This is a genomic window from Candidatus Binatia bacterium, assembly GCA_036504975.1.
Classification (GTDB): Bacteria; Desulfobacterota; Binatia; order UBA9968; family UBA9968; genus JAJPJQ01.
Window position 1 is genome coordinate 1 of sequence record DASXUF010000199.1, and the last position, 14,684, is coordinate 14,684.

The 14,684-nt window shown below is 59.4% G+C and carries 16 protein-coding genes; 5 read left to right on the forward strand and 11 right to left on the reverse strand.

Annotated elements, in window-relative coordinates:
• The 4 genes from VGL70_24600 to VGL70_24615 form a co-directional block, all read right to left on the reverse strand.
• A partial coding sequence (locus tag VGL70_24600) for an RHS repeat-associated core domain-containing protein (protein HEY3306714.1) occupies nucleotides 1-524 on the reverse strand: 524 nt, incomplete at its 3' end.
• Nucleotides 525-772: 248 nt separating this feature from the next.
• Nucleotides 773-3,382, reverse strand: coding sequence for an Ig domain-containing protein (locus VGL70_24605; protein HEY3306715.1), 2,610 nt, complete (start codon nucleotides 3,380-3,382; stop codon nucleotides 773-775).
• Nucleotides 3,383-3,444: 62 nt separating this feature from the next.
• Nucleotides 3,445-3,705 carry a carboxypeptidase-like regulatory domain-containing protein gene (locus VGL70_24610; protein ID HEY3306716.1) on the reverse strand — a complete coding sequence of 87 codons (261 nt, stop codon included), beginning with the start codon at nucleotides 3,703-3,705 and terminating at the stop codon, nucleotides 3,445-3,447.
• 293 nt (nucleotides 3,706-3,998) lie between these two features.
• Entirely contained in the window at nucleotides 3,999-5,621 is a 1,623-nt protein-coding gene (locus VGL70_24615) for a hypothetical protein (GenBank protein HEY3306717.1), read from the reverse strand.
• Between the two features lie 336 nt (nucleotides 5,622-5,957).
• Here VGL70_24615 and VGL70_24620 point away from each other — a divergent pair, with 336 nt between their 5' ends.
• The 4 genes from VGL70_24620 (at nucleotide 5,958) to VGL70_24635 (ending at nucleotide 8,979) form a co-directional block, all read left to right on the forward strand.
• Complete coding sequence (locus VGL70_24620; protein HEY3306718.1) at nucleotides 5,958-6,098, forward strand: hypothetical protein; 141 nt, start codon at nucleotides 5,958-5,960, stop codon at nucleotides 6,096-6,098.
• A 162-nt stretch (nucleotides 6,099-6,260) separates the two neighbouring features.
• Nucleotides 6,261-7,427, forward strand: coding sequence for an ATP-binding protein (locus VGL70_24625; GenBank protein ID HEY3306719.1), 1,167 nt, complete (start codon nucleotides 6,261-6,263; stop codon nucleotides 7,425-7,427).
• A gap of 50 nt (nucleotides 7,428-7,477) precedes the next feature.
• A complete protein-coding gene (locus tag VGL70_24630; protein ID HEY3306720.1) occupies nucleotides 7,478-8,233 on the forward strand; it encodes an alpha/beta fold hydrolase in 756 nt (251 codons plus the stop codon).
• 341 nt (nucleotides 8,234-8,574) lie between these two features.
• Nucleotides 8,575-8,979 carry a hypothetical protein gene (locus tag VGL70_24635; GenBank protein HEY3306721.1) on the forward strand — a complete coding sequence of 135 codons (405 nt, stop codon included), beginning with the start codon at nucleotides 8,575-8,577 and terminating at the stop codon, nucleotides 8,977-8,979.
• A 93-nt stretch (nucleotides 8,980-9,072) separates the two neighbouring features.
• On the opposite strand, the gene VGL70_24640 is transcribed toward VGL70_24635, so the two are convergent.
• The 7 genes from VGL70_24640 to VGL70_24670 form a co-directional block, all read right to left on the reverse strand.
• A complete protein-coding gene (locus VGL70_24640; GenBank protein ID HEY3306722.1) occupies nucleotides 9,073-10,068 on the reverse strand; it encodes an ABC transporter substrate-binding protein in 996 nt (331 codons plus the stop codon).
• A 17-nt stretch (nucleotides 10,069-10,085) separates the two neighbouring features.
• Nucleotides 10,086-10,805: a class II aldolase/adducin family protein gene (locus tag VGL70_24645; GenBank protein ID HEY3306723.1), complete on the reverse strand. Its 720-nt coding sequence runs from the start codon at nucleotides 10,803-10,805 to the stop codon at nucleotides 10,086-10,088.
• Entirely contained in the window at nucleotides 10,780-11,448 is a 669-nt protein-coding gene (locus tag VGL70_24650; protein HEY3306724.1) for an iron-containing redox enzyme family protein, read from the reverse strand. The genes VGL70_24645 and VGL70_24650 overlap by 26 nt, the downstream gene beginning before the upstream one ends.
• An 89-nt stretch (nucleotides 11,449-11,537) precedes the next feature.
• Nucleotides 11,538-11,792 carry a transposase gene (locus tag VGL70_24655; protein ID HEY3306725.1) on the reverse strand — a complete coding sequence of 85 codons (255 nt, stop codon included), beginning with the start codon at nucleotides 11,790-11,792 and terminating at the stop codon, nucleotides 11,538-11,540.
• Between the two features lie 15 nt (nucleotides 11,793-11,807).
• Nucleotides 11,808-12,005: a hypothetical protein gene (locus tag VGL70_24660; GenBank protein ID HEY3306726.1), complete on the reverse strand. Its 198-nt coding sequence runs from the start codon at nucleotides 12,003-12,005 to the stop codon at nucleotides 11,808-11,810.
• Nucleotides 12,006-12,275: 270 nt separating this feature from the next.
• Nucleotides 12,276-12,878, reverse strand: a complete 603-nt coding sequence (locus tag VGL70_24665; protein HEY3306727.1) for an isochorismatase family cysteine hydrolase — start codon at nucleotides 12,876-12,878, stop codon at nucleotides 12,276-12,278.
• Between the two features lie 5 nt (nucleotides 12,879-12,883).
• Complete coding sequence (locus tag VGL70_24670) at nucleotides 12,884-14,203, reverse strand: MFS transporter (GenBank protein ID HEY3306728.1); 1,320 nt, start codon at nucleotides 14,201-14,203, stop codon at nucleotides 12,884-12,886.
• Between the two features lie 86 nt (nucleotides 14,204-14,289).
• On the opposite strand from VGL70_24670, the gene VGL70_24675 reads away from it, so the two are divergent.
• On the forward strand, nucleotides 14,290-14,684 hold a 395-nt coding region (locus tag VGL70_24675; GenBank protein HEY3306729.1), incomplete at its 3' end, for a class I SAM-dependent methyltransferase.

Consider the following 14,684-nt stretch of genomic DNA (forward strand, 5'->3'; position numbering starts at 1 on the left):
AGAAAATTTGACCATGCAAACCCATCGCTAACAACTCCACCCATCCCCTCAAAGACACCGGGGCCTATGGCCCCTGCAATTCCACCGAATAATGCCCCCATACCGATGTTATAGCCGAAGTTGCCTCCATTGATCGCCGTATTGACGGCTGCTGCCGCCATTCCTCCCAGCATACCGGCAAGTATAGCGCCGCCGCCCATGTACCAAGTAGCCCAACCGACCACAATCCCCGTGATGAGAGCCGGGAGGGATTTGAAGAAGTTTTTGAAAAAGTTCCCGAGGTCGCTCCAGAAGTCGTGACCGGTCGGGTCGATGTACTTGACGGGATTGTTTCTGACGTAGCTGTAACGATTGAGCGTCTGAGGATCGCCCGGCGACGGAACGATCGGATCGGGAGAAATAAACCGCGCCAGGTCGGGATCATAGTATCTGGCGCCATAGTAGTAGAGACCGAACTCCGGATCAAGAATCTGGCCGGTGAACCGCCGCTCGGACTCAAGATTCGTCCCCTCACTGCGAGATATTTTTCCCCACTTCCGGGCGTCGAGAAGCTTCTAACAAGTGGAGGATTATTTCTCAAGAGTAAAATCTAGCTGCGCGGCCTCGTTGAGGCTGCCACGACTTCTGTGAAGACTAGCCGTTGTCCTTCGACATTGATCGACAACCTGCAGCGTCCGGCCCGAGCGAGGAATAGACGACGATCTCTATTCGCAACTCACCCGACTCGCTCCCGGCAAAGTGGCGGAGGGAAGAAAAAAGATTTTTCGGAACGCTAGTTGATCGTCAGGCTCAAAACTTTCTGGTCCTCACCGCCCAAAACATCGACGACCTTGAAGGTTAGCGCCACGGGGGCGACGGTCGGTGCTGCCGGTATGCCGCTGATCACCCCAGTCGCGGGAGCCAGGCTTAGCCCCGCAGGTAAATTGCCCGACTCCTCCGTCCACGTGCGCGGCGCCTTCCCGCCCGAGGCCGCGAGCGTCTTACTGTAGCTATGTCCACTGGTTCCCGTTGGTAACGAACTCGTTGTAATCGTGATGGCCTTTTTGACGACTATCTTAAATCTGCGCTTTAGAGAGGCGCCGAGCTGATCGGTGATCCGGACAGTGAAAAATTTCCCCAAGAGAGCCGGAACCGTGGGAGTCCCCTCCAACATACCGTTTGCGACGTTCGGCGTGAGACCCGCCGGATAACTTCCTCCCGTTTTAGTGATCGTGTAGGGCGGAAGACCTCCGGTTACCAAAGGCTCGCTGTAAGCTACGGCGACCTCCGCGACCGGAAGAGGAGATGTACTGAGCGTCATCGGTGGAACGTCGGGACTAATGCTCAACAACCCGACTGCCGTAAGGAATTGTCCATCGGGGTTGGTAATCGTGACATCCCATGTCCCCTGGCTCGCCCCCGTCGTGTCAAGATTGAGCGTAATCCGGGTCGGAGAAACAAAAGTTACGGAGTTGACGACTACACCGCCGGTTACGGAAGCTGAGAGACGATTGAACCCTGGCCCTCCCGTGTCCGGACCAGGATCGAAGAACTCCGAACCGGAGACCGACGTTCCGTCGATCGTCACGTCGACCGAAGCTTGTCCTACCTCTACCGCCGCTGGACTCGCCGAGGCCGGAGTCGCCGGCGGAGCGGCTACCAGTTTTATCGCCCGAACACCCCACGTATCGGTCGCGCTCGCGTACTCCTGAAAGGTCCACATCGTCATGTTGTCGTTCGGATCGACGCCGACTTGGGAATAATCTCCCCAGCGCTCTGTACCCACAACAAACGTGTCATAGGAAAACGTGCTGCTTTGAGCGAGCGTAGGCGCTTGGGTCGTCCCGAGAGCGTCCGTGCGCAGGCGGCCGGCAGCCACGATGCCGGCAAATCCGGTGCTGGCATTGGCACTGGCTCGGCTCGCCGCGATCGCCATGTGGCCCTGTCCGGACATCGCCACGCTCGGAATCCAATAGCCAAACGGAGTGCTCGCTGCGGAATCGAAAAGAGTTCCGCTTTGAATGAGATTCGGCGTGCCGGAAAGGTTCCCGATCTGGTACCAGCGGGAGCCGTTGCGCCCGCCCAAGTTACTGCCAACCCCGGCGCTATTCACTTGAATGTTGTGCGCCGTCCACAAAGTTTTGGCGCCGGTGATCGCGTTGGTGTGAATGGACGCGGCGTATAGACGATCATCCAATGCGTCGAGATTCGGACCGGGAGAGGGCTGCACCTGGTCGATAGGAGATGTCGTCGTCGGAACGGCCAGCGTCAGGTTTCCCGAGATCGAAGGGGTTCCGCCGGGGTTGCTGACGCGCCTCAGGACGAGCTTGTTGAAGGTACACACGTCAACGCCGATGAAATAGCCGGTGGTCGCATTCGGATCGTCGTTGTGGACTCCTTGAGGGGTGAAGAGGCCGGTGCTGGGGCACGTGTTGCCGGCAACGTGGCGGAACGCCGTGACCGTGAGAGTATTCGCAAGCAGATCGGCCTTGTTGATGACGAAGGCGGTGGTGCCGGTGAAGAAGTTGCCGTTGAACATATTGACACCCACGTAGAGAGCGAACTTGTCCACGCCGAGCGTATCGTAATCGGCGAACAAGCCGGTATCGACGTTGGGAGTCGGGCCGACCTGGTCGTTCTGAAAGCTGAAGAACGTAAAGCTCGAAAGGTTCGTGATCGTAGAGCCGCTGCTAACCGCGATCAGAATATTGTTGACGTTGTCCAGATCGATAATCGTGACGAACCAGCGGCCGGACAACCGATCGTAACGGACATGGGGGTCGCTCGTGCCGTTGACATTTCCTCCCACGGAAGCGAAGAAGCTGTCGGTATCCGTGTTGAGCCCGCCGAGAACGCCCGCCTTGTTGAAGACTTTGATCCTGTTGTTCGTGGCTACGAGGACCTGCGTGGGACCGACCGCGCCCATGCTGTCGGGGGGGACGCAATTGCAGCCCGGCTCGGTGGAGTCGACGCCTAAAAAACTTGTCCCGATGGTTTGAGGATTGCGCGGGCTAGGGACGGGTCGAGTCCGCGGCGCGCTATTCGCCGCCGGCCATTGGGAGACTTCCGGCGCCGGCGAATCACCTTCGGTCTTCGGCAGCCCCTTGAGCAGCGGCTTCCTCGGCCGTGGCGCGAACACTGCGCTGTCGGCGGCGCTCCGGCGCTGCGCTTCGCGGGCCATGATTTCCTCTACGGTTTCGGTGATGCCCGGCGCGCCTCTCCACGGAACGCCTTGTTCGTAAACATCGCCGGATTGCTCCGCGCCATCCTCGATGCCCTGCGCAACGCCGTCCGCGGCGAACAGGTGCGGGAGACGAGTCGCCTGGATGGTGACTTCTAGCAGGGCAAAGAACAGGACGAACCAGGAGTAGCGGCGTATCAATTGTCTAGCACGATAAAACATGCGTACTCCTTCGCTTCTAAATAGTCCGGCGGCTAAACCAGCGGCTTCTCAATTTTCTTTCGTTAACGGATACCGGTGTCGATACGGATGTCCAAACGTCGCTCTTGTCCCTCGTTAACTGTTACGGTGGCAGGTAGTTCCCTGGTGAAGCCGCCGCGGGGAAACGCGCCCGAAGAAATGCGATAGGAGCCCGGCGGCAGGTTGACACGATACTCACCCTGATCGTCGGTCACTGCCGACGCGACCTGCCGTCCGTCCAGACTGGAGACGATGACGCGAAAGCCGGAGACGGGCTCTGCTCCGCGTGTGCCCGGCCGTTCCACCGGAGCGAGCGGTCCTCTTGTTACTTTACCGGTAAGAGTTCCCATTCCCACTTGGGACTGTGTCTGCGAGAGACGGGATTCGCGTGGACTGATTGAATCAGGAGCGGATCCGCAAGCAACGACGATCATGGCCGGCAAACAGAGCGAGAGCATGAAGCTTAACCGAGCCATCGTTCTGCTAAGAATTACTCGACACACCTATTGAGTGTCAATCGATCCACTCACTGTGGCGACTGAAGCACAGAGGGCCGCCATGCGGCGGCCCCCTGTTCCGTCAGCCATAATTGAGCTGATCAGCAGAAGCCGATACGTGCGATGCGCGTGCCCCACAGGCTTTGAGTGTTGATCTTTTCATTAACGATCCAAGCCCGGTCGCCAGCAGAGCAGCCGGGATAGACCTGGGGATCTATGGAAACCGCCGAGTAGTCGCCCCACCGGCATGGTGGAGATCCACACGTAAAGTCGTTGTAGAATGTCGGACTGGTGAATATCGCAGTGCCGGGGCTGTTCATGCTGCCAAGAGCATCTCCGGACTGCCGTCCAGAAAATCTCACCTGCGCTTGCAATGGTGGCACCCCTGTATCAGTCGCCGACCAAGTGACAAAGGCATCGTTATTATCATTCGCCGCGATCGAGGGGTTGAAGTCGTCCGATGTGCCGGTCGCGAAGAAGAGCCCGCTTTGAGTGATCGCATTCGTGGATGTGTTGATTTCATAGAACCTCGGCGCGGCGAACCCGACAAAATTGATCGTGTGCACGTTCCAAAGCGAGTCGCCGATCTGCGTGCTGGCATTCTGAAAGCGATTATCGAGGGTGTCGAGCACGGCTCCTGTGCCGGGTTGAAGCGCATTGGGGGGACTAGTATAGGCGGTTACGGCTATACTGGACTGGAGTGTAAGGGATGCGGCGGCAGGCTGGCTCAGGTTCTCCCCTATGAAGAGGTCCAAATCGCTGTCAGCCGGCTCAGCTGCCACTAAAAATGTCCCATCATGTTGGTCAAGGACGATGGGCGGCGCCAGCGTGCCTGCGAGTCCGGTGAATAACGGGACAGAGAAACCGAGGCCGTTGTAAACGCGCGCCTTGGCGACGGGCATCATCGCCGCGCCTAGGAAATTGATTGCACCGTCAAAGATATTGCCGGTGATGATCACGGCGTCCTGATCCATTCCCAGTTGCGGAAAATCCCAAAAGTCGCCGGGATCACCGCTAAAGAAAACTGTATATTTCCACCAAGCGCCGCCGGGATTCGAGGTCTGAGAAACGGCAAGATAAAACTTGCGGATTGGATCGACGACTGACGTTGGCGCTCTGGTCGCCACGATAACAAAACGATTCCAGGTTCTGTCATAGACGACGCGCGGATCGAAGACATCCTCGACAACGCCGAAGAAGCCACTTAAGGAGAAGGCCTTAACGAATCCGCCGCCTTTATTGTAAATGCTGATGCGCGAATTGGTGATCTCTACAAAATTTTTGAGGCCCACTGCTCCGTGCGTGTCCGGTGGAGCGCAGAGTCCGCCGCCGCAGGAGGCGACTTCAGAAACTCCGTTAAAGTTTGGACCTGTGAGAAAGGGAGGGGCAAGTGGCTGAGGGCCGCTAACCCCGGATCGGGATCCACGTGTCCCTAGTTCGGCGGCTCTCTTTGCTGCATCGTATTTCTCGCGGCTTATCGTCGGCAAAAACGGCTTGTTAAATGGACGTCGTGGCATGAGCGCAAAGGCGGCTTGATCTTTTTCCATCGCTTCCTCGGTTCGCTCCTCCACCTCGACCGAGGTTGCCACGCCCGTTGCCTTGATCACGGTTCCCGGCGCCCTCTTAGCGGGCTCAGCCGGCGCGCTCGCCGCCCAAAAACCGACGATGAGGGCGACTAACCCTATCGCCACGCTACGAAGTAAATATTTTTGCTTTACTGCCATAATCCCTCCTTGAAGTTAATCTACATTTCGTCTGAATCGCGCTCACTTTGATGACCCGCGCCTTCACAAATGTTCCTCTTTCGACCCTTTTGTGATCTTTTGGCACAATGTACTCGAATGGAGATGGTGGTGAGTGCCTGGCTGGGATTTTTTTCGCGCAGCCAGTCTGAAATTGCGTGTGGGTGTTGTCAACTAATTTCCCGGGCTGTCGGAAATGGCGCTATCCATATCATTATCGGGGCAATTTCGTCAAGCGCATTGACGTGACACTATGCGCCTCTCGCGATCCTCGAACTTTGTTTCGCCGCGCAAAGCTGGTAAGAATTTTTGATTGCTATGGTTCGCGAAGAGAGAGTCGCATTCCAAAACGCGCGCAAGCAAAAGCTCGTCGGAGTTCTGCACCGGCCAGCGATGCCGCCGGACGCGGCGGCGATTCTCTGTCACGGGATGGAGTCGAGCAAGGAGATGAAGAAGTAAAACTGCCGGCCTCCTAGAACCCGCAGCCCCGATTGTCGAACGGATCTTGGATTAAGGAGGGGGCCCTTTCAATCCTGTCAAAATGACACTATCATCTGTTGCATTATGACATGGTACCAACCTCGCGCCATCGCTCGCCTCGTGGAAGATTCCCTGGAGGAAATGCCGGTCGTTATCGTGACCGGGCTCCGGCAGACGGGCAAGAGCACGTTTCTCCAACACGAGAAGGCTCTGTCCTCGCGCCGTTATGTGACCCTGGACGATTTTTCTCAACTTGCGGCGGCCCGGAGCGACCCCGAAGGTTTCGTTCGATCGGACGAGCCCCTGACCGTCGACGAGGCGCAAAAGTGTCCCGAGCTGCTCACCGCCATCAAGCGGGAGGTGGATCGCTCGCGGCGGCCCGGCCGGTTCCTGCTCTCCGGTTCGGCCAACTTCAGCTTGCTGCGCGGCGTCACGGAAAGCTTGGCCGGTCGCGCTCTGTATCTCACGCTTCATCCATTCGACAGGAGGGAACTGCAAGGCAAGATACGCACTGTCCCGTTTGTCAAAAAAGCTTTCGAGAACGGGGCACCGCCAAAGCATGCGGCGGTCGGCGATATCGCCGTGAAGGACATTCTCCTTGGCGGTCTGCCGCCGGTTTGCCTCAAGCTCACGCGCCGGCCGGAATTGTGGTTTAAAGGATACGAACAGACCTACCTGGAACGGGACGTGCGCGAGTTGAGCCGTGTCGTCGATCTTGTCTCTTTCCGCAACCTTCTTGGGTTGACGGCTCTTCGCACCGGCCGGATATTGACCGTCAGCGAGCTTGGCCGAGACGCCAAGCTCAACGCCGCTACGACGGCGCGCTATCTCAGTCTGCTGGAAGCCTCTTTTGTGGTGGTCCGCCTAAGCCCATACTTTGCCAATCGAGCGAGCCGGCTCATTAAGTCTCCCAAGCTCTACATCAGCGACTCAGGACTCGCCGCCCATCTCGCCGGCATCGACGAAAATCGCGCGGCAATCGATCCGATGAAAGGAGCGCTTTTGGAAACCTACGTGGCGCAAAACTTGGCGGCGGTGCTCGAATCCGAGTGCACCGGCGCCCGCCTTTCCTATTGGCACGTCCAGGGACGGCACGAAGTCGATTTTGTTATCGAGAAGGGGCGGGATACTTTGGCGATTGAAGTCAAAGCCGCAGCGCGCTGGGACGAGCGCGACCTCGCGGGTCTAAAGGCTTTCCTCCATAAAACCAAACAGTGCCGCCTGGCGATTCTCGCGTATGGGGGACGCGAAACGGTTCGCCTAGGCGACCGCTTGTGGGCGGCGCCGCTGGCGGCGGTCTTAAGTTGACTCGCTTTCCCTTCCCCACGTAAACCTGTTAGGAATCTTTTTTGCCGTCTATGCCACGTGAAGAGAGAATCACGTTCCACAATGGCCGCAAGCAGAAGCTCGTCGGAGTTCTGCATCGTCCGGCGGTAAAGCCGAACGCGGCGGCGATTCTTTGTCACGGCATGGAGTCGAGCAAGGAAAGCGAGAAGATCGTCGCGTTGAGCCGGCAACTGGCGGAACGAGGAATTCTCGCTTTGCGTTTCGATTTTGCCGGCTCGGGCGAGTCGGAGGGCAAGTTCGAGAAGATGACCTACAGCGGCGAAGTCGAAAATTTGCGCGCGGCGTATAACTTCGCCCTTCAATACGAACCGAGGAAGATCGGCATCTTCGGCTCCAGCATGGGAGGAACCGTCGCGGTAATGTTCGCGGCCCAAGAGAAAACCGTTGCGGCGCTCGCGACCGTCGCCGCGCCGGTTCACCCGGAGAAATTCAGCGCGAAGCTCTTAACGCCGGAAGAAACGCGGCAGTGGCGCACGCGGGGCTACATCATCTATCATGACAAGCGGCTAAATGTTTCATTGCTCGACGATATGGAAAGACTCGACGTGCCGAAAGCCGCGCGGAAAATCTCCTGCCCCGCCCTCGTCATTCACGGCGACAAAGACGACACCGTGCCGGTCGAAGAAGGCCGCGAGCTTTTCGCCGCGCTCGCCGGACCGAAGCGGCTCTGCGTTATCGAAGGATCGGGCCACCGTCTCACCGAGCCGGCGCACTTGCAGAAAGCGCTCGCGGAGTCTATCGGCTGGTTGACGCAACATCTTGGGTGAGAAAAAATGACGCTATTCAGGGTTTCCTGTGAAGAATAATTCACCACCGAGACACGGAGTTCGCATGGTTCGACCCTTCGGCTTCGCTCAGGACAGGCTCCCTCGACTGCGCCTTTAGTCCCGAGCTTGTCGAGGGATCACCACGAGCGGAATTCTTCATAGCCGCGCATCCTGAGCTTTGTCGAAGGATGCGCCCTCCGCGCCTCGGCGGTGCGATCTCCGAGCCTTGCTTCACACGGAAGCCTGAAGTCCCAAAAATGATAACGCCTCTAGCAAAATCCTTCCTGCGCATCCAACCCCCTCACCTTAGTCCTCTCCCCCTCGCAGGGGGAGAGGGAAGGGTGAGGGGGATTTCTCTGCTTGTATTCCCTATCTGCTTGGCTCTATTTCTCTCCGGCTGCGGCAGGGACCTGAAAACGGCGCAGGGAGTCGCCGAGGAATTCATCGATCAACATTACGTCGAGATCAATTTGCAGAAAGCGCAAGAATACTCGGTCGGGCTGGCGCTTCAGAAGATCAACGAGGAGATCCGTTTGACCAGCGGCCAGACGATCGACGCCTCGACGCGCAAACCCAGGGTCCATTACCGCCTCGTGGAAAAGAAAGAGACGGAAGGACGCGTGCAATTTCTCTATCAAGGGACGATTCAGGCCGAGGACGCGCCGGAATTCACCCGGCGCTGGCTCATCATGGCGCGAAAAGAAGGCGATGGGTGGCGGGTCTCCAATTTCACCGAGTCGGATTGATGGAAACATTCAGGGCCGACACACAGGTCGGCCCCTACACGTCACGTAAATTTTCCGATGTAGGGGCGCACCTGCGTGTGCGCCCGCCGGCCGCTATTTTGCCCGCAGCTCTTCGTACGCCTGCCTCGCGATCGAAAAATCCACGACCTGACTGAGCGGAATCATCCGTTTTTCCCTGACCATCTCCTGCGCCGCCTGAATGCTGAGCAGCACCGCGCCGTCCGAAGTCGTCCCGTCGTCCTCCAGAGTCCTGGCTGTCAGATCCCACGTCTCCGCCGCGCGCTCGCGATCGAGCCGCCATTTCGCCATGAGGAGTCCGATCATCTCCTCGCGATTGGCCTTGGCGTAGGCGATCCCTTTGAGCAGCGCCCGGATCATCCGCTTGATCTGCCCCGGCTGCTCCTTGATCATTCGCGTGGACACGCCCACGCCGCCGCTGACCGCTTCCATCGCATCGCCGATGAAAACCAATCGCTTCAAGCCCAGCTGCTCGGCCTGAAAATCGGCGGGTACGCTGACGGTCGTCGCATCGACCACCCCCATCTTGAGCGCGCTGATCCGCTCGGGCGTGTTGCCGACGACGATGACGCTCATCTCGCGGTCCACGTCGATGCCGGCGTCTTTCAGCAAGCGCCGCGAGAGAAACGCTTCGCCGGCGGTGAGCGACGCGACGCCGAGCTTCTTGCCCTTGAGATCCTTGAGCGACTGGATGTGAGGCCGGACCATCAACGAGTAGAGCGGGCAGTCGTTCGAGACCATCACCACCTTGACCGGCAGGCCGTGCACCGCGGCGTTGATCGTCGTGCCGGCGAAATAACTGTATTGGAGATCGCCGGAGACGAGCGCTTTGACGCCCAGCTCGGGCCGCATGACGATCGTCTCGACGTCCAGGCCTTCGGTCTGGAAAATCCGCTTTTCCTTGGCGATGATGAGCGGAAAAGAGATGAGGCCGCCGGCGGAATAGGCGATGCGCACGCGCTCCAACGACTGCGCGTGTGGTTCGACACGCTCACCACCCTGAGCAAAGTCGAAGGGGAGCGCTTCCGCAAAGCCGAGGAAGAAAAAACAAAACAACGCTATGGCGACCATTTTTTTTCCTCCGGGCGTCATCCGCCCTGGCGCTCCCGCCATTTGAGATAGGCCCAAAGCCATACGGCCGAGTTCGCCCGTTCGGGCGGCGAAAGCAGCACGTCGTCCGCCGTCAAATAGGTCACGTCGCCCAGCGCGCGCGCCTGAATCAGCAGCCGCGCCGTCCGCTCATAGATCCACGCGCGGGCGAACGCCTCCTTGAGCGTTTCTCCCGCGACGACGATGCCGTGGCCGCGCATCGTCACGGCGCGGTTTTTTTGCATCAGCCGCGCCAGGTCGCGGCCGATCTCGGGCGTCGAGGCGGAGGTCGCGCTCGGATGGATCGGCACCCCTTCGATGAACCAGCGGCTCTGCTGATCGATCGCGCGGAGCGGTATCCCGGCGACGGAGAGCGCGATCGCGTTTTCCGGATGGACGTGAATGACCGCGTTCCAGCGTGGATCGGACTTGAATGCCTCGCTATAAATATGGATCTCGTTCGGCGGCTCGCGCTTGCCTTCCAGCCGCGCGCCGTCCATGTCGAAGAAGAGCAGCTCGTCGTAGTCGGAGGCGGCATCGAGCGGGGGACGCAGATATTGCAGCACAAACCCCTCCCGCCCGGGAACGCGGACCGCGACGTGGCCATAATAGCTCCCGGTATGCTTGACGAGCCAACGAGCGGCGAAATGGACGTCGTCGAGCAGCTCGGCGGCGATGCCGAGCCGCGACGGATCAACTGTACGCGCGGTAGATACCATCGAATTTAGCCAGCTTGAAGGCGACCATGTTCCGCGCGGCCTCGCGCACGGCGCGCTGCTGCGGCGGCGAAGTCGCGTAGCGCGCGACCACCTCGGCCGCCGCTTTCGTGTGCTCCTGGTCGGCTACTCTATGGACGGTGAAAAACTGGCACTCTTTGTCGCCGAGGCCGTAGTGGCGCCGGAGCTCGGTGTCGAACTCTTCCGAGTAGCGGCAGACCATGCTCTCGTTGACCAGCGCGCCGGTGCGCGTCTCGGCCGGAGTGCCGAGAAACATGCCACGAATCACGACGCTGGTGTGGGCGAGGCATTCGAAGACCGGCACGGCGTCGGTGAAGTCTTCTTCTTGGAGCCCGAGCGCGACGCCGAACTTCTTCGCCAGCTCGGGATGATACTGCTCTTCGTTGAACTGCTCGCGAAAATGCTCGTAGAGATCGGGGTTGGCGGCGTTCTTGGCCATGCAGAGGACGAGGCCTTTGCAGAGCGCAACGTTGTGCAGGTAGTGCTGGACGGCGAAGCCCTGGAGCCGGCGCTTGGATAACTTTCCCTCGCGCAGCTCGGAGAAGTAGCGGCTCTCCATGAGCCGCTCGACGCCCGGCTGAACGATCTCGCGGATGACCGAATCGACGAAAGCCTGATTCTCCATAACATCAAGATACTAGGAAAGGGATCGTTGGTTTGTCAACCGTGGCAGGGGCGGGTTTCAAACCCGCCCCTACGATGCGCGCGAAAACGTCACACCTGCCAGGATTCACTGATTGTTGCGGTCTGAGCTCGCGGATTCTCCCGATCCATTTCCCACATCAGAGGATTGACCACGATGTATTGACGGATACGGTTCAATTCGTCATCGTCGCGAACGATATGCTCGTAATAATTTCGCTGCCATAACCTGCCACAAAATCCGGGCCAGGCCGATTTCGCAGCAGCGTGGCGGAAACGGGCGGTGGTTAGCGATTTGAATCGGTGAACAACATCCGACAACGACATTGTAGGGGCAGGCCCCTACGCCTGCCCTGCGGCAGGGCAACCACGGGGGATTGCCCCTACATCAGGATGATCCTGTAAAACAATTATTCCGTGAAAATGGTTCGGCATCACCACGAATTCGTCAATGTTCACACCGACATAATGTTGCGGCAATTCCTCCCACACCGATTGGACCGTCCCTCCGGCATCATTCAAACCCATCTTCGCATCCACAATCTCTCCGAAAAGACACTCGCGACTGTAGGTACAGATCGTAATAAAATATGCGCCGGCTTGGCTGTAATTGTATCCACGCAGTCGGATGGACCTACGATGGTGTTTTTCACGATCTAATCGCAATCCTGCCACCTAATACAGCCGTAAAAACAACCGTTTTGTGGGCGCGGCCCCCCGTGGCCGCCCAAGGGCAGGCACAGGGGCCTGCCCCTAGAAAAACCGCAACATTTGGTAGCGACGGTTTTCAAACCCGCCCTACGAATGCCCCTAGCCTAGAAGGTCTTTCAACTGCTCCAGGGTGACCACCTTGGCGTAGACTTGACTGAGCGCGCTGAAGACGACCTTGCGGATCTCGTCCGGCGTGACGTGGCCCCAGCCGCAGTCTTTGATCTCGCGAACGCGCACGCAATCGGCGACGAGCAGAACGCGGAAGTCCCGATTGGCCGCGTCGCGGCAGGCGGTCTCGATGCCGTACTGGAGCGTGCTGCCGCAGACGATCAGCGTGTTCTTCCCCAGCGCGCGCATCTTCGCTTCCACCGGCGTGTCGATGAAAGCGCCCGACTTGTACTTGACGAAAACCGTGTCGCCGTCGCGCGGCGCGATCTCCGGCGGGATCTTCCGCGTCTCGTCGTCCATCGCCGCCATCGTATTGTAGCGCGTCACCACTCCGGGCGGCGGACGATAATCGCCGACGACGGCGTAGAAAAAAGGAAGGTTCTTTGTGCGGCAGAAATCGGCCAGCTTGGCGACGGTGGCGATGACGCTCGGACCGGTGGGATCGTAGAGCCGCTTGCCGGGTGTGCGCAGCCCCTCGCCGATGTCGTGGATCAGCAGCGCGCATTCGCCGGCGCTGACGGGGAATTCAACCATGCGTCTTACGCGGTCGGGACTTCGGCGACGGCCGTCGCCGGAGCTTCGGCGCGCCGACGGGGGATTTTCAACGCCAGGCCCGCCGCAATCAATGCGATGCTCCCGCCCGCGAGGAAGGCCATCTGGTAGTCGCCCAGCCAATCCCGCACGATGCCGCCGCCCGCGGCCATGAGCGCCGCGCCGATCTGGTGCGAGAGGAAGATCCAGCCGAAAATTTTTCCCACCGACTGCCGGCCGAAGGTGTCGGCGGTCAAAGCGATGGTGGGCGGCACCGTGGCGAACCAGTCCAGCCCGTAGATGACGGCAAAGATGAACAGCCCGGAGAAATCGGCGACAAAGGGAAGAATGAAAAGCGAGAGGCCGCGCAGCGCGTAAACCAGAGAAAGCCATTTGCGCGCCTCGACCCGGTCGATCATCCAACCGGAGAAGACCGTCCCGACGAAGTTAAGCCCGCCCATGACGCCGACGGTGGCGGCGGCGGTGACCTGGGGAATGCCGTGGTCGATGGAGTGAGGAATCAGGTGAGTGCCGACGAGCCCGTTCGCGGTTCCACCGCAGATAAAAAAGCTTCCGGCCAGAAGCCAGAAGGTGGAGGAGCGAAAAACTTCGGCGAGCGGCACGGAGTCCGATCCGCCGCCCGCGGCGCGGAGAGCGCCGAGCGGCTGCGCCCCCTGAGCGCTCGCGTCCTTTGAACCGTAGGGCTCAAGCCCCACCTCCGCCGGATCGTCCCGCATCCATAGATAGATGAACGGAATCAGCGTGAGCGTGACTGCGACCAGAATCCACGAGCCCGTGCGCCAGCCGCTCGTGACGATCGCCGCCATGAAGAGCGGGATGAAGATGAGTTGTCCCGTGGAGCTGGCGCTGTTTAAAATTCCCAAAACCAAGCCGCGTCGCTGCACGAACCAGCGGCTGGCCACCGTGGCGGAAAGCACCGAGCCGACCCCGCCGGCGCTGAGCCCGACCACGACACCCCACAGGAGAACCAGTTCCCAGTATGTCGTCATGAACGTCGTCCCGCTCACCCCGATCGCCAGGACCAGCAGGCTCGTCAACATCACGCGGCGCGGTCCAAAGCGCTCCATCAACCAACCCCCGAGCGGGGCGCCGACACCGAAGAGAAATAGGTTGATGCTCACGGCGAACGCGATGGCCGCCCGGCTCCAGCCGAACTCCATTTCGAAGGGATGGATCAAGACGCCCGGTGAAGAGCGGATGCCCGCGCTTGTGAGCGTGGTAAGGAAGCTTAGCGCCACGACCAGCCAGCCGTAATAGAAGCCGGTCGAAAGCGGGCGTTGACTCTGACCAGTCTGATTCTGCTGCATCTCTTGCTAATAACTCCATTCCCCCGGAATCACAACCTTTGCGCCGATTGACGGGGAAAAACAACGTTGATAAACCGTCTTCCCATATGAAAGGCAAGGAAACCAATTTGCTTCACGCCCTCGCCGCCGCCGGCGCGGCTCTCTTTTTAACCGGCTGGGCCTCGCCCGTGGAAGAAATTCCGTTCCTCCCCTCGCCGATGGAGGTCGTGGACCGGATGCTGGAGCTGGCGGAGGTCAAAAAAGGCGACGTGGTTTACGATCTGGGGAGCGGCGACGGGCGGATCGTGATTCGGGCGGCAAAAAAATTCGGCGTGAGGGCGGTCGGCATCGAGATGGATTCACGGCTGGTGGCGGAGGCGCGGGAGAAGGCCAAGCAGGAAAGAGTGGACCACCTGGTCGAATTTCTGATCGAAGACGCGCTCCAAGCCGACGTGTCCAACGCGACCGTGATTACGCTTTACATGCTGCCGTGGTTCAACGA